Origin of the sequence: Bacterioplanoides pacificum, assembly GCF_042648445.1 — a bacterium.
In the GTDB taxonomy this organism is placed as follows: domain Bacteria; phylum Pseudomonadota; class Gammaproteobacteria; order Pseudomonadales; family Oceanobacteraceae; genus Bacterioplanoides; species Bacterioplanoides pacificum.
This window is the reverse complement of sequence record NZ_JBHRYB010000010.1, coordinates 40,035-61,246: the sequence shown is the minus strand read 5'-3', so window position 1 is coordinate 61,246 and position 21,212 is coordinate 40,035. Positions and strand designations below refer to the sequence as shown.

The 21,212-nt window shown below is 50.2% G+C and carries 15 protein-coding genes; 5 read left to right on the top strand and 10 right to left on the bottom strand.

The annotated features are described in order from the left end of the window. Positions 1-9: 9 nt before the first annotated feature. The 5 genes from ahcY to ACFOMG_RS10920 all read left to right on the top strand — a co-directional run bounded on the left by ahcY (position 10) and on the right by ACFOMG_RS10920 (position 5,794). Entirely contained in the window at positions 10-1,407 is a 1,398-nt protein-coding gene (gene ahcY, locus ACFOMG_RS10940; protein ID WP_376866619.1) for an adenosylhomocysteinase, read from the top strand. A gap of 140 nt (positions 1,408-1,547) precedes the next feature. Beyond that, positions 1,548-2,372 (top strand): methylenetetrahydrofolate reductase [NAD(P)H], encoded by an 825-nt coding sequence (gene metF, locus ACFOMG_RS10935; RefSeq protein WP_376866618.1) that lies wholly within the window; start codon positions 1,548-1,550, stop codon positions 2,370-2,372. Next, positions 2,354-3,547 carry a capsular polysaccharide export protein, LipB/KpsS family gene (locus tag ACFOMG_RS10930; protein WP_376866617.1) on the top strand — a complete coding sequence of 398 codons (1,194 nt, stop codon included), beginning with the start codon at positions 2,354-2,356 and terminating at the stop codon, positions 3,545-3,547. The genes metF and ACFOMG_RS10930 overlap by 19 nt, the downstream gene beginning before the upstream one ends. Further along, positions 3,544-4,539 (top strand): hypothetical protein, encoded by a 996-nt coding sequence (locus tag ACFOMG_RS10925; RefSeq protein WP_376866616.1) that lies wholly within the window; start codon positions 3,544-3,546, stop codon positions 4,537-4,539. The genes ACFOMG_RS10930 and ACFOMG_RS10925 overlap by 4 nt, the downstream gene beginning before the upstream one ends. Next, a complete protein-coding gene (locus ACFOMG_RS10920; RefSeq protein WP_376866615.1) occupies positions 4,526-5,794 on the top strand; it encodes an O-antigen ligase family protein in 1,269 nt (422 codons plus the stop codon). Before ACFOMG_RS10925 ends, ACFOMG_RS10920 begins: the two co-directional genes overlap by 14 nt. Here ACFOMG_RS10920 and ACFOMG_RS10915 read toward each other — a convergent pair. From ACFOMG_RS10915 to ACFOMG_RS10870, 10 genes are all read right to left on the bottom strand, one after another. Beyond that, positions 5,761-6,822 carry a glycosyltransferase gene (locus ACFOMG_RS10915; RefSeq protein ID WP_376866614.1) on the bottom strand — a complete coding sequence of 354 codons (1,062 nt, stop codon included), beginning with the start codon at positions 6,820-6,822 and terminating at the stop codon, positions 5,761-5,763. The two genes, ACFOMG_RS10920 and ACFOMG_RS10915, sit on opposite strands and share 34 nt — an antisense overlap. Then, positions 6,819-7,832, bottom strand: a complete 1,014-nt coding sequence (locus tag ACFOMG_RS10910) for a phosphotransferase family protein (RefSeq protein WP_376866612.1) — start codon at positions 7,830-7,832, stop codon at positions 6,819-6,821. The genes ACFOMG_RS10915 and ACFOMG_RS10910 overlap by 4 nt, the downstream gene beginning before the upstream one ends. Then, entirely contained in the window at positions 7,825-8,835 is a 1,011-nt protein-coding gene (locus ACFOMG_RS10905) for a polysaccharide pyruvyl transferase family protein (protein ID WP_376866611.1), read from the bottom strand. Before ACFOMG_RS10905 ends, ACFOMG_RS10910 begins: the two co-directional genes overlap by 8 nt. Before the next feature lie 94 nt (positions 8,836-8,929). Further along, positions 8,930-9,625 (bottom strand): hypothetical protein, encoded by a 696-nt coding sequence (locus tag ACFOMG_RS10900; RefSeq protein ID WP_376866609.1) that lies wholly within the window; start codon positions 9,623-9,625, stop codon positions 8,930-8,932. A 7-nt stretch (positions 9,626-9,632) separates the two neighbouring features. Then, positions 9,633-10,106, bottom strand: a complete 474-nt coding sequence (locus ACFOMG_RS10895) for a chemotaxis protein CheW (RefSeq protein WP_376866607.1) — start codon at positions 10,104-10,106, stop codon at positions 9,633-9,635. Continuing rightward, on the bottom strand, positions 10,087-11,121 hold the full coding sequence (locus ACFOMG_RS10890; protein ID WP_376866606.1) for a chemotaxis protein CheB: 1,035 nt from the start codon (positions 11,119-11,121) through the stop codon (positions 10,087-10,089). The genes ACFOMG_RS10895 and ACFOMG_RS10890 overlap by 20 nt, the downstream gene beginning before the upstream one ends. A gap of 1 nt (position 11,122) precedes the next feature. After that, positions 11,123-17,608: an Hpt domain-containing protein gene (locus ACFOMG_RS10885; RefSeq protein WP_376866605.1), complete on the bottom strand. Its 6,486-nt coding sequence runs from the start codon at positions 17,606-17,608 to the stop codon at positions 11,123-11,125. Next, on the bottom strand, positions 17,605-18,492 hold the full coding sequence (locus ACFOMG_RS10880; protein WP_376866604.1) for a CheR family methyltransferase: 888 nt from the start codon (positions 18,490-18,492) through the stop codon (positions 17,605-17,607). Before ACFOMG_RS10880 ends, ACFOMG_RS10885 begins: the two co-directional genes overlap by 4 nt. Positions 18,493-18,506: 14 nt before the next feature. Next, positions 18,507-20,561 (bottom strand): methyl-accepting chemotaxis protein, encoded by a 2,055-nt coding sequence (locus tag ACFOMG_RS10875; RefSeq protein ID WP_376866603.1) that lies wholly within the window; start codon positions 20,559-20,561, stop codon positions 18,507-18,509. A gap of 125 nt (positions 20,562-20,686) precedes the next feature. Further along, entirely contained in the window at positions 20,687-21,211 is a 525-nt protein-coding gene (locus tag ACFOMG_RS10870) for a chemotaxis protein CheW (protein ID WP_376866601.1), read from the bottom strand. Position 21,212 lies beyond the last annotated feature (1 nt).

Below are 21,212 nucleotides of genomic sequence, written 5' to 3'. Positions count from 1 at the left end.
GGAAAAACTATGTCTTTTACCGATTATAAAGTGGCTGCTCAGGACGCTGAGCAATTCGCTAAAGACGCGGCCTGGGGCCGTAAAGAAATCGACATCGCCGAAGGTGAAATGCCGGCGCTGATGGCACTGCGCCGCAAATACAAAGAGTCACAACCATTGGCGGGCGCCAAAATCATGGGTTGTATCCACATGACCATCCAGACTGCGGTTCTGATTGAGACCTTGGTTGATCTGGGTGCTGACGTGCGCTGGTCTTCCTGTAACATTTTCTCAACTCAGGATCACGCCGCTGCGGCCATCGCTGCCGCCGGTATCCCGGTGTTTGCCTGGAAAGGCGAAACCGAAGAAGAATTCCTGTGGTGCATCAAACAAACCATCCTGGCTGAAAAAGACGGCGACAAAGTCTGGGACGCTAACATGATCCTGGACGATGGCGGCGACCTGACCGAAATGGTTCACAACGATTTCCCACAAATGCTGGAACGCATCCACGGTATTTCTGAAGAAACCACCACCGGTGTCCACCGTCTGCTCGATATGCTGAACAAAGGTGAACTGAAGGTACCGGCGATCAACGTTAACGATGCCGTGACCAAATCCAAGAATGACAACAAGTACGGTTGTCGTCATTCCCTCAACGATGCCATCAAGCGTGGCACCGACCACCTGCTGTCCGGTAAAAAAGCGCTGGTGATTGGCTACGGTGACGTGGGTAAAGGCTCTGCGGCATCACTGCGTCAGGAAGGCATGATTGTTAAAGTGACGGAAGTCGACCCAATCTGTGCCATGCAGGCTTGTATGGACGGTTTTGAAGTGGTTTCCCCGTACCTCAACGGCGTTAACACCGGCGAGCTGGACGGCATCAATAAAACCCTGCTGGGCAACACCGATCTGATCGTAACCACCACAGGCAACGTCAACGTATGTGACAAAAATATGCTGCAAGCGCTGAAGAGCGGTGCTGTGGTTTGTAATATCGGTCACTTCGATAACGAAATTGATACCGCATATATGCGTGCCAACTGGGAATGGGACGAAGTGAAGCCACAGGTTCACAAAGTGATCCGTAACAAAGCCAGCAACGACCACCTGATCCTGCTGTCGGAAGGTCGCCTGGTGAACCTGGGCAACGCCACCGGCCACCCAAGCCGCATCATGGATGGCTCCTTCGCCAACCAGGTACTGGCACAGATCTATCTGTACGAGCGTAAATTCGCCGACATGATGGAAGCCGAGAAGAAAGAAAGCATCTACGTGAAAGTGCTGCCGAAGAAGCTCGACGAAGAAGTGGCCAAAGATATGGTTGAAGGCTTCGGTGGCGTGATCACTCAGCTGACTCAGGAACAGGCCGACTACATCGCAGTGGATGTGGATGGTCCCTATAAGCCAGAGGCTTATAAGTACTGAGGCTTATAAGTACTGAGGCTTATAAGTAAGAAAGCGTTGTAGGAGCGGACCCTGTCCGCGATATTTCATCCGAAAAGGTCGGGGACAAGGTCCCCTCCTACAAACCCTCAACCGATTCACTCAAGATAGCGACGCTTAAAATGACTACCCTGAGTTTTGAATTCTTCCCAACCAAAACGGAAGAAGGTACAGAAAAGCTGCTGAATGTTCGTGACGAGCTGGCCGCTTACAATCCGGAGTTTTTCTCCGTGACCTACGGTGCCGGTGGCTCCACCCGCGACCGTACTTATGCCATCGTGGAAGCCATTCAGGAACGTGGCATTGCCGCTGCACCTCACCTCGCCTGTATCGGTGGCAGCAAGGCAGAAATCCGCGAGATACTGCAGCAGTATCAGGAACTGGGCATCAAACGCATCGTGACTCTGCGTGGCGACCTGCCCTCTGGCGCCGGTCTGGGCAGCAGTGAACTGCGTTACGCCAATGAGCTGGTGGAGTTTATTCGCCAGGAAACCGGTGATCACTTCACGCTGGAAGTCGCGGCGTACCCGGAAATGCACCCTCAGGCCAGCAACTTCGAAGCCGACCTGCAGAACTTTGTGCGTAAAGCCAAAGCCGGAGCGAACAGCGCCATCACCCAGTACTTCTTTAACGCCGACAGCTACTTCTACTTTGTTGAGCGTGTGCGTGCCATGGGCGTTGATATCCCAATCATCCCGGGCATCATGCCAATCACCAACTACAGCAAGCTGGCACGCTTCAGCGATTCCTGTGGCGCAGAGATCCCCCGCTGGATCCGCAAACAGCTGGAAGCCTATGGCGATGACAGCGACAGTATCAGGCAGTTTGGTGAAGAAGTCGTCACAGACATGTGCAAACGCCTGCTGGAAGGCGGCGCACCGGGCCTGCACTTCTATACTATGAACCAGGCCAAAGCCAGTCTGGATGTGTGGAAGAATCTGGTATAATTGAGATTATTGAACTAAACGGATTTTACCAGATGAGAGTTGGCATATTTTCCGCACGCAAGACCCAGAAACAATATGCCGAAAAACTGGCAGCAACTCTTGAGCAAGCGGGTTTTGACACAACTCAATTCTGGTACAAATCTATCCCGGTTGTGCCAGGCATGATAGCCTGGGTACGTTCTCGCGTAGAATTACCACCATCAGTTATCAGCAACTATATTCGTGAACGGCGCAACCGTACCCCAAATACCGTACTTCCTTTATGGAAGGCGCGGCTGCTGGCAACATTAAAATCAATAGAAGCAAAGTTCCTGCTCTTTCGCTATTACCAAGAATTCCGCACAAAGCAGTGTGACTATCTGATTCTCTGGAACGGTTTAAAGTTTCGACAAGAGATTGCTTGCGCAGCTGCCCAGGCCCTCAACATACCTTGCATTTATATTGAACGCGGAGCTCTTCCAGGAACAACAATGTTTGACCCCAAAGGAATTAATTTCATTAATTCAGTCCCCAGAGATCCTGAGTTCTTTCGGCGCTATCAACCAATAAGCAAAGCTTCATGGCCAGAGCAAATTAAAAGGGATCAGCAATTGCCAGAAAACTTTCTTTTTATTCCATGCCAAGTAAACACGGATAGCCAGATCGTTAGGTTCTCACCTTGGATTCGGGATATGCACCGAATGATAGACGCTCTGCTCGAAGCAGAGAATAATCTCGGTAAAAAAATGCCCAACATTATTATCAAAACCCACCCTGCCAGCTCAGAGAACTACTCTCAACTGATTAATCGCTTGAATAATGAATCAAAGCGCATTCGCTTGATCAAACACGGTAACACCACTCATTTAATTCAGCATGCTGATGCAATTGCTACCATAAACTCATCTGTTGGACTCGAAGCACTTCAAAACAGAAAAAAAGTTATCGTAATGGGAGAGGCGTTTTATAATATTAGCGGTATAACTATTTCTGCGCAAAACCAACGAGCTCTGGAGCAAGCACTCCTAACTTACACAGACTGGGAGCCAGAAGATCTACTATTGGAAAACTTTCTGAGCTATTTAGAACATGAATACACTGTACCAGGTCGCTGGCAAGATGCATCTGACGAGCATTTAATGGCTATTTTAAAGCGCTTCAAAGCAATTATTACCACTGAGAACCGCCAGCCATGAATCACCTTTTTTTGGCCTCAACGCCATTCAATGCGATTATTTCAGCACTGATTGCCCATAGCTTACCCAGTAGTGACAGATCACGATTATGGTTAATCGATCAGCCGACTGAAACATCTGAATTCGTTAAGGCACTACACAACTGGAAAAATTCGCCTTTCGAACTAACTGAAATAGTTACACATAAAGCCAGAAATTTACGCCAAAAAATCAATCGTAAACATCAGCTTCACCAACTCGCAACCAAAGCAAGACAATTTGAAGCCACCCATCTTTACACCGGCAATGATCGTAGGATTGAGTTCCAATATCTTATGGCTAATCAGCAGCATAAGAATGTCACAGGCCACTACATTGATGATGGAACCTATACCTATATTGGTCGAGACACTCACTGGCTGAAAGATCAGATTATAGATGCAACACTTAAAAAGTTAATTTACGGCTGCTGGTGGTGCCAGCCGGAAACTATTGGGGCTTCTGCCTGGGTTTCACACATCCATGTTGCTTTTCCAAAAGAGATAGTTCCAGCATTGCAAAAAAAAATCATCCACGATTTACCTAAAGGACTAAACAACGACATATTTATTGACCTAGCAGCCAGCTGCTTAGACGATCCCAATACCGTGCGTGGCATTAAGACTCTAGCGATTCTACCCCATGAAAGCTTACGTAATAGCGCGTGCTACCATCGACTTACCGAGGAAATCAACCGTTCCTCAAATCCTGGCATCAAAGATCACCCTAGAAATACTCACACCTTGTCGGATATTAACGAAAAAGCCAGCAAAATTGCCGCTGATTTACCGATGGAGATTATTTTACCAATACTGCATCCCCAGTGTCGTATAATCGGAGATGTATCTACAGCATTACTCACTGCGAAATGGCTGCGCCCTGAGCTCAATGTAGTGGCATATGCGGATACTTCAACACCATTATCACAACTCATGAACAACTTAGGCATTCAGGTTATAAATGAAAAACGATAGCTTAATTCATTCTGACAATATCTGGAGTGATATTGTTCTTTTTCTGTGCTTGCTGACGCTTATCAGCTATGGCCCAAGTTATCATTTAGCAAAAACGCTATTTCACTGTACAGCCTTAGTAGCAATTTGCGGTTATGCTTTTAATTCACACTGCCGAATACAGCTAAAACGTTTTTTCACTCCCCCTAATTGGAATGTTATTGCACTTAGTATAGCGCTAGCAGTTGTCGTGATACTAACGAGTAAATCTACCGAAATGGTAGCGGTTCGTTTTCGCAGTGACCTAACCAGTATTATTATTCCATTAATAGTTATCATGCCGATTCTGAAACCCACAAAAAAACAGCATTGGCTTATATACGCTGCACTTATTACCGCAACGCTAATGTTAGCGGCAGTCGGTATCGCAGACTATCATCTCAAGCAACCAGCTAGGTATTACCGTACTAGCGGCAGCATTAATCTACCAATTATTTATGCTACCAGCGTAGCTGTTGTTGGCAGCACAACAATCGCTATCGCATTACAAGCACTTTTAAAAAATAATTATTACATCGCAGCGGCATCGGGACTGGCATTCATTACAGCAGTTCTTGCGATAATATACTCAGGTAGTAGAGGCCCCTTACTGGCGATAGCGATAACATCGATGATAGCCATGATCTATTATAGCTACAAATTGAAGCGAAAGCGTCTCGTCGTAATTTCTGCAATATTTATATCGATCGCAAGCTATTGCGTGTACAGCTACACTCCTATCGGAACAAGAATTAATAACGCTATCGAAAATACGATTACCAACCCCACCTCCTACAGCTCCTCTGGGACACGCATCCAGTTATGGCAAGCAGGACTCTCTGAGTTATCGCGGCATCCATTAACCGGCACAGGAGTTGCCAAACATATAGACCATTTCCAAGAGCGCTATGAGAGTGACCCTGATTTTATAGATCCACGGAATATTGGATTCATCCACTTGCACAATGACATAATCAATAGCTTGGTATGGATGGGATTGCTTGCTGGGCCACTATTTCTAATTGGCATTTACGGCCCAGCTATAAGCTCAATAATATATATAACTCGCCGTCCAGAACAAGTAATGTCTTTGTGTGCGGGCTTAACTTTCATTATTTCGGGTCTAACCAACACACCAGCAATGAGAGCTGCGGCACTACTCCCTTACTTTTTGGTAGTATTTCTTATATTCAGCTTATCAAATCATGAAGCTCCATCTGAGAACAACTCAAGATAGCGCTTCGCAACCTCAGTACTGATAAAGCGATCCAGCTCCAACGTGCTGAAGTCTTGAGGATAAGCTTGAACCGCTGCATCCATAGCCGTTGCTATAGCATCGCAATCACCAATCGAGACAAGATAATCAGAGAACTTGCCCGTGAGGATCTCAGAAGGACCTGACGGGCAGTCTGTCGAGACAACTGGAGTTCCTAGCAACAGAGATTCTATTACAACGCGCGGAGACCCTTCAGCTTCCGATGTTAAGACGGACAGCGCCGCATTCTTCATGAGAGGGTAAGGGTTGCTAGTCCACCCATAGAACTTGACCCTATGACCAACACCGAGTGATTCTGCGAGTGCTTGTAGGCGCTCTTTCTCTGGTCCCTTGCCCACTAACAACAGGTCGTGCTTTTGATCTTGCATCAAAGCGAATGAAGTGATCAAATCATCGTGACGCTTTCTTGCCGTGAGAGAAGCAACACATATGATATAAGGCATCTCACTGGAATAATCCTCTGCTTCCGCTAGCTGCCTCATTTTCTCCAGATCAAATGGGTTGGGGATAACAGTGATATCTTCCTCTTTACAGCCCAATGACGACACCAGATCGTCTTTAATTCCATTAGATAAGGCAACCATCCTTTTACCACGAAATTTCCTACGAAGACGCGCCAGCTTCCTAGGACGGTGGTACCAATCAAAACATTCCGACTTAATCCAAGCGGTAGGGGTTATATGGACTGTACCTACTTTATTTTCAATGGGAACATAATCGAAAAACTTAGTACTACTCACGATAAAAAAATCAAACTCATCTTTTATAGGTGACAAGGTGCTTTTCACTCTTTGACGAGCTAAGGCGTTAGTATCAGCATTTAAACAAACATATTTAATACCAGCTGGTGGCATGTATTCGACACGGTCGCGAATAGCGAATAGGGTCACATCACAGTTGTAACGAAGAAGCCCCTCACATAAGGTTAGGATTGTCCTTTCCGCCCCAGCCCCAGCCAAACTTGTAAGCAATACACCAATACGCTTCACTTCAAAACACCTTTCATTCTCATCAACTCAACACACGGCCTTAATTTTCGTTCAATAACACTTCGACTACGTTTCTTTTTAACGTTAATTATTGCAGCCACTAAGTAATACATAAGAAAAAGCTCGAGATCCGACCGGCTTACACTCCCTGTCTCATTTAATAGGTTAAACCAGGAATATATCGACCCATTGTCTTTAGATGCGTAAAATGCGATATCCCAAATTCTTCTACCATATGTATAGTATTGCAAATCAATAATTTTTAGTTCACCAGTTCTGGACTTCATAATATTTTGATGCTTGAAATCCCCATGAACTAAACCCAGAGTAATACCCGACGTCGGGAAAATACCTGCAATCAGGTTCGTAACATCATCATTTGATAGCAAAGAGCGCAATAAATAATTTCGATCAGATAAATATTGCCGCATAAATCGAACACACTCATCGTCTCCCGTTCCGGACACAAGATATGTCAAAATTGATTTTATTTTTGTATCAGGAATTATCTCATCCGGCAGTTTATCGAAAGACCCCGACAGCGAAAGCGATTTGAGATTATCAGGGTCAACATCCAATAAGTTATATAAAGACACTATTTTTTCAGCTTCATGTGCCTTTATGTTGAGCAGACATTCACTGGTGACCCAGCCAAACACCTTTCCTGGAAATAGCCCATAAGCGTATGCATTAGGAGCCAATACTGACTTACAATGGTCCTCTTGCCATCGTTGAAAGCGCCATTCTCGCTCAGCAAACACTGCTGACTGAAGCTTAGTTAATGCAAATGGGTGTTCTGAGCTATTGTAATGCAACAGTATTCCCATATTATTAACGCCACCAAGATTCCTATACTCGCTGCGAGAAATAGTTTCAGAGCATTCACGAGATAGCTTTACAGTGACAGCGTCTATAATCTCACTTATCGACAATCCGTAGTGTTTAGCAACATATCGTCTTAATCCTCTGGACTTATAACGGTTTACTAAAAGACGAAAAATATTATTCATAGATATACTCATGATTTCGATCAGATACTACATCTTCAGCAATATGTTCAACCATATTACGAATAGCAAACCGCGCATCTTCACAAAAAATATCTATTTGAGAGAGTTCAACTTCACTAAAGCCTTGAATCTCTTCCAAGTCTATTTTGACGATATCCTCAATTGGCGTGGAGCGATCGCTGCTACCAAAGATATCATTAAGCAAGCTATCGACCTTAGGAGTATTGGACTCCAAAGCGACAAACGGTATTCGATTTTTAACACACATCGTTACTGTGTGATAACGCCCAGTTATTACCAATCGGTGCTGTTTCAAAAATTCAATATAAAAATCAGGATCTGTCGGAATACGGTATTCACCACACATCCACCGTATAATATTTTTAATATAGGGCCTTGGGCTTCGTAGAAACTTTGCATTCCCGGGGCGAGCGACAATCATCGACCTGAAAGTTAGTTTCTTCGATTCTGCAAATTCGGCTAAAAATGCACTGTCTTCTTTAATTGCACTATCAATAACACATACACCGGATGCCTTTACCTTCGAAAGCGAAGCATTCCCAGCGAAAGTCATATCCGGAACATATTGGCCAGCTAAACCAGCGCTTTGGAGTTCATGCAAACTCCTCTTATCTCTGACATATATCGCTCGATAACTTGATATCAATTGATATGTTCTTGCAGAGTTCCGATGCAGTGTTGCATTAATAAGATAGCATGGAGTATTCAACTCTCGTTTAGCAAAGTCAGCTAAAGATGCCAGAGCCATAGCGAACTTACGTTCTTCTGCCCGATGTATAGTTCCCTCACCGTTGACAACAATCGCGTCTACGGCTGGCATATTTAATAGTTTACGCTTATGTTTTCGCCAATCCGTACTAACAGGAAAAGTCCAGATCACTTCTGCACCAACCAACTTCAATTCGTTAAGGAGGTTGCGCATTACCAACATACAGCCGTAATGATTTGTAGGGCGGGTATCGTTAAAAATTGCGACTTTCAAGATAATATCCGGGCGGGAATCCAAAGCCGCAATATAACACACGACTGCCAGCAAGTCATTTATAAGGCCCGTTCTGACTGGCGCAGGAAGCTCTCTATACCGACAACAACTCTCTGATTTTGTCGGTGGTTTTCATCACAATAAAGGTGGCCGATTGCTGGTTGTAGTTCAGCAGAGTTTTTTCAATAAAACTCCACTTACTCATGATTTGAGTCCGTGCTGAAGTATCGGTCATCTTTGCCACCGCATTGCGGAAAATCCGGGCATTTTTCTTCATGCTGGTTTCCGTCTCGGCCAGCCCTCCAAATACGTTTACGTTGAACAACATATATTCTTCAACCATCTGCTCCAGCGCAACCATAGCGGTTAACGCCGCCAGGTTGTCTTCACTGGTTTCTTCAAAAGACAGGCTATCTTTTGCCGCATTAATTTTGCTGTACAGCTGGGCCTGAATTTCTTTCAGATCGTTAACAAAGTTTACATCTGAGTTACTGGCTGCAACCTGGCGCTGGTTATTAACGAATGTAGTGGATTTCTGCCACTGTCTGGCAACCCCGGGCCAGCGAGGTTCAACCCGGCTAGCCACATCATTACCACTGCTGACGGTGTTATCCAGCCGGCGATGATAACGCGCACCACCTTCCTGTAATGACAGAATGCTGGCATCGGCTGTCAGCCGATAGGCATGAGCTTCGAGAAACAGCAGGTCTTTTACTTCTGTGCTTGCCGCCTGGACCGGCGCCACGTTAGTACACAGAAATACAGCAAAAGTTATTATCCACTTCAGCATACTTACCTCAGATATGGTTTATTAATTCTTGTTCTACCAAGTCGAGATCCGGAATGATCGCCGGGTCACGGCCAATCGTGACCGCTGTTTGGTCAAATTGGCCCATATTCATAGCATCCACTGCCTGAATTTCTTCTTTATCCACGTGAATCAGACGCGGAATGCCCTGTACTAACATGGCATAAAACGGCATTTGCTGGTGATTACCAACACCGTTAATAATGGCGAAACGTGCATTCGGGTTAGGTGCCGGCGCAGACTGCTGACACAACATCTCGTAACACAATACAGGAATCGGTACACCACGCCAGTCGATCCGCCCTAACATCCAGTCGACACTGGAAGCCGTGGTCAGCAGGTGAGAAAACGGCACAATCTCCGCCACTGCCACGTTGGGCAGAATCAGGTTCTTATCTTTCAGCGGGATCAGCAGACAATCAACCTGATTTGGTGCATTGGTTTTAGTCAGAGATTGACTCATTGTTATCTACCCATGTGTTTTTTATATGATTAACCAGCTGCAGTGCCAACTGCTGTGGATCGCCACTGTAACGCACCCGACCGGTTTCAATCGCGCTTTCCGGCATGGACGAATTGGCACAGCTTTGCGGCAACTGGGCCCATATTTTCAGTTGCTCATCCGGCAGGCCAACAATGGCCTCGGCACCATCATTGCCCATACCACTGAACAGAATATAACCAGCACGTTCGCCATAACAACTGTGAACGTTAAGGATAACCTGATCAATAGATGGGCCATAAGGACCGGGCCAGCCAGTATGATGATCATGCAGCCGACCTTCAACAAAACTGAACTCATTTTCGATCGGAGCAACCAGAATTTCACCACAGCGTAGCGCATCCCCTTCACTGAAACGCCGCATCTCATAGTCGGCATGACGACCAATGGTCGTCGCCAGCGTCTGTTCAAAGCGCGGGTCAATATGCTGGGCGTAGATAAAGGCAACCGGCAAACCACCGGGTAAGGCGTCCAGAAAACTTTTAACGGCTCCCGGCCCTCCCAGAGAGGCACCCAAGACCCAGACTTGCGCAGCGACCTGACCGGAAAAGTTTTTATCCTGAAATATGGCCGGCAACGACAATTTGCCGGCATCGAATGAGGTCGTCAGCTTATCCAGCACGGCGACATCTTCGGCAACCACAGGCGTGGCGTGTACCATCTCGCGCAGCTTGCTGTACAGGCGTTTTTCCCACTTGGGAAAAGTCGGGCAGTTTTTATGCGGCGCCCGGGCAAAGCCCATTAACACCGGAGTATCGCTGTCCAGCAAGCGATCCAGCCAGTGAAAATGTTCTTCGTCTTCGTCCTGCAGATCAATCAGCCAGGCATCCAGTTCCAGCTGATCGAAGTTGAGCAGATCCATACGTTGCGGATCCGCGTTGACCACTACATCAAAACCAAAGTGCACCAGCGCACTTTTCAACAGGTGTTGCTGCAGCCGGTCATCTGCCAGTATGCCGACCCTGGGCAACCCCATATCAGTGGTCCTTGCGTCCTAACAGCTTATTCATGGTCTCCAGCAAGGTGTCTTCCTGGAACGGTTTACCCATATATTCATTCACACCAATCGATAACGCCCGCTCGCGGTGTTTATCACCGGTCCGGGAGGTAATCATAATGATCGGTATGTCATGTAAACGGGAGTCATGGCGCACCTGAGAGGCCACCTCAAAACCGTCCATCCGTGGCATTTCGATATCCAGCAGCATCAGATCCGGCTTATGATCCTGCAATGTCGCCATGGCATCCACACCATCTTTGGCGGTAAAGACTTCAATACCATTACGTTCCAGCAAACGGGTGGTTACCTTACGTACCGTCACCGAATCATCCACCACCAGAACCCGCGGCAAGCGACGCTCCAGCTCGTGACGACGTTCGGCATCCTGTACATCCAGCGCTTTCGCCTGCTGGTACTCGAGGCTGGCCTGAGTACGGATCATTGCCGGTAAATCAAGAATGATCACCACGCTACCATCACCCAGAATGGTACCGCCGGACACCCCCATCACCGAAGCGAATTGTGGTCCCAGTGTTTTTACCACAATCTCCCGGGAGCCCAGCAACGAATCAACCTGCAGTGCAAACGGTGTTGCGCCACGGATCAGCAATACCGGCAATGGCAGATGTTGTGCGGCAAATTTTGGCTGCGCTTCGTTATCCAGCATATTGCCAAGGTATTCGAGCCGGTAATCAGCGCCTGCATAGTTGTAGTGGCGTTGCTCTGCCGGTTTTTCATACAAGCCCTGCAGCTCCGACGCTGATGCCCGCACGATACCCTGAATATTGTTCAGAGGTACGGCATACAGGTCATCCCCGACCCGTACCATCAGAGCGCGGTTAACCGACACTGTAAATGGCAGACGAATGGTGAACTCAGTACCCTGGCCAGCTTCCGAAGCAATGGCTACGCTGCCGCCCATTTGTTTGATTTCACTGCTGACCACGTCCATGCCAACACCACGGCCGGAAATCTGTGTCACCTGCTCAGCAGTGGAGAAACCGGCCTGCAGAATAAACTGCATCACTTCCTCATCAGTGAGATCGGCCGACGGGTCCATCAAGCCACGTTCAACGGCTTTTTTGCGGACAGCATCCAGATTCACACCTTTACCGTCATCCCGCAGCTTCAGTACGATATCGCCGCCATCACGCGACAGATCCAGTTCAATACTGCCCACTTCCGGCTTACCCGCCGCCAGACGATCACTGTCGTTTTCCATACCATGGTCAACGGCGTTCCGTACCATGTGCTCAAGCGGCGAAATCAGACGCTCCAGAATGGTCCGGTCCATTTCACCGTCGGCATTAAATACTTTCAGTTCGACCTGCTTACCCAGCTCCAGACTGATCTGACGCACAATACGGCGTAAGCGTGGCACCAGACGCTGGAACGGTACCATGCGGGTCTTCATCAGACCTTCCTGCAGTTCGGTGTTGACCCGACTTTGCTGCAACAACAGAGTTTCAGCATCGCGGGTTTTATCCGACAGCGTGTCTTTTAAATCGAGCAAATCCGAAGCGGATTCAACCAGTGCCCGGGACAGCTGCTGCATCGCGGAATAGCGGTCCATTTCCAGCGGATCGAAATCATCATAATCCGGCCCCTGGCGTTCCTGACGGAACAACACCTGAGCTTCGGTTTCCATATCCAGACGCCGTAACTGATCGCGCAAACGATCCAGCGTCATATCCATTTCGTCGAGCGTATACGAGAAATCGGTCACCTGTTGTTCCAGACGACCACGACCAATCGAGGTTTCACCCGCCAGATTCACCAGGTTATCCAGCAGGTCGGCCGATACCTTCACCAGCTCCTGTGGCGCTTTGCGCACATTCGCCTGGGGGTTTTGTTGCGCTTGCGCGGCAGCCGGCTGAGCAGCCGCAACCGGCGCTGCAGCTTCCGGTCGTAACGGCACAACATTGGTTTCACTAACCTCAGGGCTATCGTCAGCGCTATCATTCTCAGTCTGCGTATCATCGGCAGCCGACGTCGGCTGCTGTTCGCTGCTGATGTCGGAGGCTGATTCCAGCGGCGCCGGCTCTTCAATATCCAGCACAATGGCTTTATCGCCCAGAGAAACAAAACCGTCACTTTCCAGGCTGTCTGCCACGGCTTCAATTTTTTGCGTCAGCGAGTCATGAATACGGTAATAATGGCGGAATAACTCGCCATCAATCGCAATCTGGCCCTGCTGAGCCCGCAGAATATTGGCTTCAAAGTCGTGAGACTCATCGCCGATTTCCGTCAGGCCCGCTAACCGTGCGCCACCTTTCAGGGTGTGTAATACCCGCTGTGCCTCACTGGCGTGGGATAAATCGCTGGCATCCTGTTCCCAGTCGTGCAGCGTTTTATCCAGCTGCTCCTGGAGCTCGTTGGCTTCTTCCAGGAAAATTTCCAGAATTTCGCGGTCAGATTCATCCAGCGCCTCGACCACCGGCATGTCTGCCGCCGGCTGCATCTGCGCGTCAGGCGACGGATGTTCAGCATCAAACTGAGCATCGTCTGTGATATCAGCCACAACCGGCTCATCCGGTTCTGAGTCTTGAGGCAACTCATCAACGACCATCTCAGCCGCCCGGGACGGATCGCCGTAAGCCAGTATTTCGCTGATTAATGCCTGTTCGTTCCTGGCGATTCCACCCTGGCGCACTGCATCGAGCTGTGCCGCCAAAGCATCATGACAACGTTGCAGCAGGGTAAACAGTTCAGGAGTGACACCCAGCCGGCCATCATTTACTTTTTCGTACAGGGTTTCCAGCTCATGACATAACTCCGCTATTTCCTGCAGCTCAGCCATACGAGCACCCCCTTTCAGGGTGTGCAGTTCGCGCTGTAGCTGAGCGACATCCAACAGATTGTCCGGCTGTTGTTGCCAGCGCTCCATCGCGGCTTCAATCGCTTCAGATACCTCCTCGGCCTCTTCCAGGAAGATATCGAGAATTTCATCATCGTCTTCTTCAACCACCTCAGCCAGTGGCGGCATCTCATCAGCAGCACTCTGGTCTGCAGTCGCCTCATCCTGCCCGATCTGGCTGACGGCATCCTCTGCTGGAAACTCTGGCTCGCGGGCCGGCTCTGCTGATTCAATATCCAGCAGTTCTTCACCCGGAGCATCGTCATCCAACAGCCGTTGCGCGTCAGCAACCTCAGCGGACTGCGGCGCCTGCCAGTTATTCAGTTGTTCGATCAGTGCCAGCGCCGGCTGGGTTTCCTGGCCTGCCGCCAGGCAATCCATCATTCCTAATAACGCTTCCTGAGCTTCGGCTAATAACGCCAGCGGACTCTCATCGGCAGCGATGTGTTGCGACACCAAACGGCCGTAGAACACGTCCAGGGCATTAGCCAGCATTTCGATATTCGGCAGCTCGGCTTTTGCTGCGCCGCGCGCAACCTGATCCAGGTCTTTACACAGCCGCTGCAGAATGTCTTCATCCTGCTGCTCACGCCACTGGCGCAACAGTTCATCAGCTTCCAGCAGGGAATCCATCCCCTGCGCCAAAAACGCAGCGATGGTTTGAGGTGTTGGCCCGGAATTACCGTCCTGCTGCGCCTGTAGTAGTGGCTCCAGTAGTAGCTGCTCAAGCTGCAGCAAACGCTCAACAAATTCATCGGCACCGTTAATTTTTTCCAGCGCCATCAGGGAATCATTAGCCAGACCTTCGCGGATCAGGGCATCAGCTTCTTCCACCAGATTGACGATACCCGGCGCATTTTTGACCTGATAAGCACGCAGCTCTTTGATCATTCTTTCCAGCGGTGCAGCCACTTCAGCGATGGCTGCAATGCCCGCCATATGTGCGCTGCCTTTTAACGTATGCAGCGCCCGCTGCAGCTGATCGCTGAGCGGATTCAGGAATTCCTCATCGCGGCTTTGCTGAATAAACTCTTCCACCGATACCAGGTGGGCATTGGCTTCAGCAACAAAGACTTCAAGCAAAGCTGCATCTTCATCTTCTTCCTCAAGCACTTCGCTTTCAGCCTGCGGCTCAGCCGCTGGTGTTGCTTCAGTCAGCTGGGCGAATGGCTCAACCACCTCATTTGCAGCCAGCGCTGTGGCATAATCCATCAATGGCTGAGTATCAATCGCCGCGGCACGGCGGCAACGGAAGTCATCGATCAGCTCCGGCAGAGAAGCGATCACATGATCAACCAGCGCCACCAGGTTATCGCTGATGCTGATGGTTTCATCCAGCACCCGGTTGAACATATTTTCAACCGACCAGGCCAACTCACCGATAACCGCTGCCTGCACCATACGACCACTGCCCTTAAGGGTGTGGAACGCACGCCGCACAGTGGTTAACGCATCCTGATCATTACGATCAGACTTAAACTTCGGCCAGAACTCGTCCAGCGTTTCGGTTACTTCTTCCGCTTCTTCGAGGAAAATTTCGATGATTTCATCATCGATCAGATCATCATCGTCCTCTGCGTCCACCTCGGGGGCTGCTGCAATCTCAGGCTCATCAGCAACTTCAGGCGCTTCCGCCACTTCCGCCACTTCCGCGACATCCGTAACCTCAACGTCATCGCTTGTGGCCTGACTATCAGCCGCAGAAGGCTCTGCGTCAGTGACTCCCGCCGCCTGCAATTCAATATCGGCAACACTGGCACTGATCGCAGCGGCATCGGAATCATCCAGTTCAATGATGTCAGCGTTATCCGCATCAGCCTGAGCGTCAGCATCCTGAACGTCAGCAATTGCGCTGTGATCCACTGTTTCACTGTCGGACTCCGCCGTCAGTTCAACTTCCGCCACGTCATCTCCGGCAGTCAGATCAATATCTTCAATCACATCGTCCAGAGATTCAGTCGCCGGCAGTTCTGCCAGTGACTCTTCCGCGCGCAGTAACAGATCATCACCGGCATTGCCCGGCTTTTCACTGTAACGCTCGATGAAATATTCAACACCGGTTAACACATCCGCCAGCGTATCGAGCACGGACCACTGTGGCTTTAACTCTTCACTGATCAACTGATGCTGAACAAAAGCGGCGGCCTGCGACAGAATATCCGCCACCCGTGGCAGCGGAATCATGCTCAGAGAACCTTCAATGCTGTGCAACAGCGCAGGTACCTCAGCCAGTTCGGCCGCCGACCACTGCTTGGCGATGTATTCCACAATCGCATCTTTAACCTGCTCCAGCACATTGCGCGCTTCACGCAACACCGCCTTCTGGGCATCGGTCAGTGAGCTCTCACTAACTTTGGCATGCAGGTCACCTTCATGCTTCATTCCCGTCAGCGTCGCTTCGACGTACAGCAACGCACCGGCAATATCCATCAGGTGATGATCTTCCGCTTCACGTCCTTCGGCAATCAGACGCGCCACTTCGCCCTGCTGCTCCTGCAGTACTTTGCGCGGCATGCCCAGGCCTAACACGGCCATGGTATCGCTGATCTGTTTTAACGCCGGTGACACATCCTGCAGTGCGCTGGTGCGGTTCTCTTTGCCCCGTACCAACAGGTCCAGCCGGTCTTTAACGGCAGCAATTTCCTCAACCAGGGCATGCAATACCTGGTCTACCGTTTCTTTATCAGGACCGGCCAGTTCTTTACGCTGCTGCTCAATATCCGCTTCGCTGACCAGTGCATTATTGAGCGAAAATTCGGCCCGGACTTCGCGAATGGCTTCGCCACTGATATCCGACTGAGCGACAAACATTAACAATGTACGGATCAGCTCATCATCCGGAGCCTGGTTAATTGCCGCCGCGCCTTGCTCTGCCGCATCACGAACCAGTTTTTCCAGCTGGCCAAGCAACTGTTTACTGTTTTCCGGCAACTGCTGTTGTTTTTGCAGCCATTCGGTAAAGGCCAGTGCCGGCAACCAGATTTTGCCCTGTGGCGTGCTGTGTAACGCTTTATGCAGGCGGGCAAACACTTTTGCCAGATACTGCTTAGCGACGTCCGGCTGCTTGTTTTGCAATAACTGCAACATTGCCGTCTGTAACATCTGGCGAACTTTTTTCGCCCACTGGCGGAAGTCAGCGCCATCGTACAAGGCGGCTTGCTTCGCCGTTAACAGCGGATTATGACGAATCACAGGTGAAAACAACGCCGCTTCCGGCAACACACTTTCACCACGCACTTCGCGCAATTCGTTCAGGATCGGTAACAACACCACCGGCAGGTCACGACGACCCACTTTAACGTGTTGCAGATAATGCGGCAGCTGCAAAATAGCCTGCATCAGCACCTCAAGTGCACGCATATCTTCACTGCGGCCTTCGGCCATGGCTAACGCCACCGCCTCCATTTCTTCCGCCAGCAGTGCCGCGCCGTAAAACTCCACCATTTGCAGAGTGCCCTGGATCTGATGCAGGTAGCTCAGACAGAATTTGAGTCGGCTTTTATCCCCGGGGTTTTCTACATAGGCTTCCAGCGCTTGCTGGGCCTGCTGCAGCGTTTCTTCAACTTCCCCTTTTACCCATTCCAGGGCGATGTAGTCCTGGCTCATCGCCTTGCGGTCTCCCCTGTCGAATTCGTTTTCTTACGCACGAATGCAGATACCTGACTGCTGCGCACCGGCTCCAGCAACGGATGGCTGAAATCCACCATCTCTCCCAGCCCGATGACTAAAATGCCACCCGGAGCCAGACGTTCGGCCAATACATTCAGAATTTCCCGACGACGCCAGCGGCGAAAATAGATGAGAACATTCTGACAATAAATAATGTGCTGAGAATCCAGCGGAAACGCGTTCAGATTCAGGATATTCACCTGACTGAAGCAACAACGTTTTCGTAAATGATCGCTGATCTCAATTTCGTTAATACCGCTGTTTTTGAAAGCCCGGGCCAGATAATCCTGTGGCACCCAGTCCAGAGCCCGGGGCTGAAAACGGCCAGCCCGGGCCTTACGCAATACGATGGTGGAAATATCAGTTCCGGTGATCGCAAAACGTTTGCTCTGTGGTGTCAGGTAACGGTCAGCGACCATTGCCAGGCTGTAAGCTTCTTCTCCGGAAGAACAACCAACACTCCAGCATTCCAGCGTGTCGTCAGGTCCCATCTCGGCAGCCTGTTGCTGAACAAACTGATCAACAAAGGCGTAGGCATCCGGATCACGAAAAAAGCGGGTTTCCTGAACCGTCAGACGGTCCACCAGGGTATTCCATTCAATGGCTCCCGACGGTCCGTCGGTGACCCTGTCGTAATACTCCTGGTAATTCTGACAGCCAATCTCCTGCATACGCAGGCCCAGACTGGTTTGCAGAAAAGAACGCCGTTGCAGTGGCAAACACATGCCCGTGCGCTCTTCCAGCAAATTCTGCCAGCGCCCGAACTGGACATCGTCCAGCTCAGGTACCGAAGTTAACCCGGTTCGTAAATGATGAGACATGAAAATTCAGGAGCTTACAGCACTTGCTGTTGATCCAGCTCCGCTTCACTTTCAGGCAGTTTAAAGCCGGCAACCGACTCCCGTAGTTTATTGGCCATTTCCGCCAGGTTACCAATCGACTTCGCCGTTGCGGTAGTACCCGCCGACGTTTGCGAGGTAATTTCCTGAATCACGTTCATCGTGTTGGAAATATGACCGGCAGACGATGCCTGCTGACGAGCCGCGTTGGAAATGTTCTGAATCAGGTCAGCCAGGTTTTTCGATACGTTTTCAATTTCTTCCAGTGCCACACCGGCGTCCTGCGCCAGACGAGCACCACGCACCACCTCGGAAGTGGTGGTTTCCATCGAGATTACCGCTTCGTTGGTATCGTTCTGAATCGTTTTAACCAGTGCTTCAATCTGTTTGGTTGCAGCGGCTGACCGTTCTGCCAGACGCTGTACCTCATCCGCAACCACCGCGAAGCCCCGACCGGCGTCACCCGCCATCGATGCCTGAATCGCGGCGTTCAGCGACAGAATGTTGGTTTGGTCAGCAATATCGGTAATCAGGGAGATGATGTCACCAATCTCCTGAGAGGACTCACCCAGACGTTTAATCCGTTTGGAGGTTTCCTGAATCTGCTCACGGATGTTATCCATACCGTTAATCGTTGCCTGTACCACCTCGGCACCTTTATTGGCGATCGCAACCGACCGCTCCGCAACCGCGGATGATTCAGATGCGTTGGCAGATACCTGGTCAATCGACACCGCCATTTCGTTAATTGCGGCTGAGGCTCCGGCAATTTCCTGCGCCTGGTGCTCAGATGCTTCCGCCAGGTGCATCGCTGTCGCCTGGGTTTCCTGAGCAGCGGACGATACCTGTACGGCTGTTTCGTTAATCGCCGATACCAGTGAGCGCATCTGGTCGATGGCGTAGTTGATGGAGTCAGCAATCGCACCGGTGAAGTCTTCGGTTACCGTTGCGGAGGCGGTTAAGTCACCGTCTGCAAGGTCGGCAATTTCATCCAGCAGACGCAGAATCGCCATCTGGTTCTGTTCGTTTTTGTTCGCCGTTTCATCCAGGTCGCGACGGGTTTCACGATAGGAAACCACACCAAAGGCCACCATCATCACAATCGCCAGCAGCGCGGAGATATAACCAACAATCTGTAACAGGGCACGCTGGCCGGTATCGTTCTGAATGGTAATGGTCAGCTGAGAAGCCTGATCCAGCAAGGTGCGGGAGTCGGCAAAGATGTTGTCGGATGCTTCCCGAACCTGGAACAGTTCAGGCGATGTTTCCAGAATCTCATCCACCGATCCGGATACGAATTCGAACAGCTCGGCTACCTCAGCCAGAGCGTAAATAGCTTCTTCGTCGGTTACCTGGGAAATGTTCATGGCGACATTGCCCTGAATCATGCCGTTCAATACGCGGCCAAACAACGAGGCATCCCGACCGAAAGCATCGGCGGCCATTACCGCATCTTCACCACCGGCCAGTACCTTGTTCACCGAGCGTACAATACGTTCCGCCAGCCAGGACTGACGCTGAGCAACCGCTACCTGGTCGGCCGGGGCGCCGTTATCCAGCAGGATCTCTACAATCTCATCGTATTCCACCTGCAGCTGAGGAATCGTTTCTGCAAGTGTGGCGGCTACTTCGTGAAGGGAAAGAATGATGTCCTGAGCGCGGACAATCTGGTCAGCATTACCTTTCACCGAATCCCAGATACCCTGTACATCGGTCATCTGAGCAATTTCGGCCGGCTGCAGACCGGTATCAGGGTTACCTTTGGTCAGGTAGCCCCAACGCTGATCGAAGTTGTCACGGGCAACACGAAGCTCGCGGAAAGCTTCCTCTTTACCACCGGCCGCTTCCACCGCGTTTTTCGCCAGCTCCTGGGACAGAACCCGCAGCTCACCAGCGTGTTTAATATATTGGTCATCCCGGTTTGCCAGGGCATTCACATACACCGTAATGGCAATAAAGATACCCAGGAATAAGAACAACAGGCCGGCCAGAATACCGTTAATGCGGTTTCTGAAGACCGTCGATAAGACGCTTCCCGTGTTTTCGCTCATGCGTTCCTCTCCACACTCACTCTTTCAAGTTTCGCCTTGCGGCTAATTATATTGTCGTAGTCACGCCGGGCGGAGAACCGCTGAACTCAACGCAACTGATAAAACTGCACAGCAGGGGTGATTCGTTACACCGCTATCTGTAAAAATTCCGGCGCCTGCACCAGATCCAGCAGCTGAAACACCGGCCAGACCTTACCATCACGCTCATAGGCGCGGGTGACAAACTTCGCCGTTGCCGCTTCGGCATCCGGCGCTTCTACCTGACGATCTTCCGCGAATTGCTGCATACCCAGCACCGCATCCACCAGTAACCCCATCATATGGTCACCGTGTTCAACCACCAGTACCCGGCGACTGCGCCAGTTAGCCTTGGAAGGCAAACCGAGCAGACCGGCGAGATCCATAATCGGTACCAGGCGGCCACGCACATTGGCCACACCCAGCACCCAACTGCGCACCCCCGGCACCTTTGTGAGGCGCGGCGGCTGCAGAATTTCAGCCACTTCGGCCATATCGGCGGCAAAATGCTGGCCTGCCAGCATAAAACCAACACCGCGCCAATACGCTACCAGCTCAACCTGTTGCGGCAGAGCGGAGGCGTTGGCGCGGCTGCGTTCGGCGATATCAAGCAGCTGAGCAAACGGATGCATA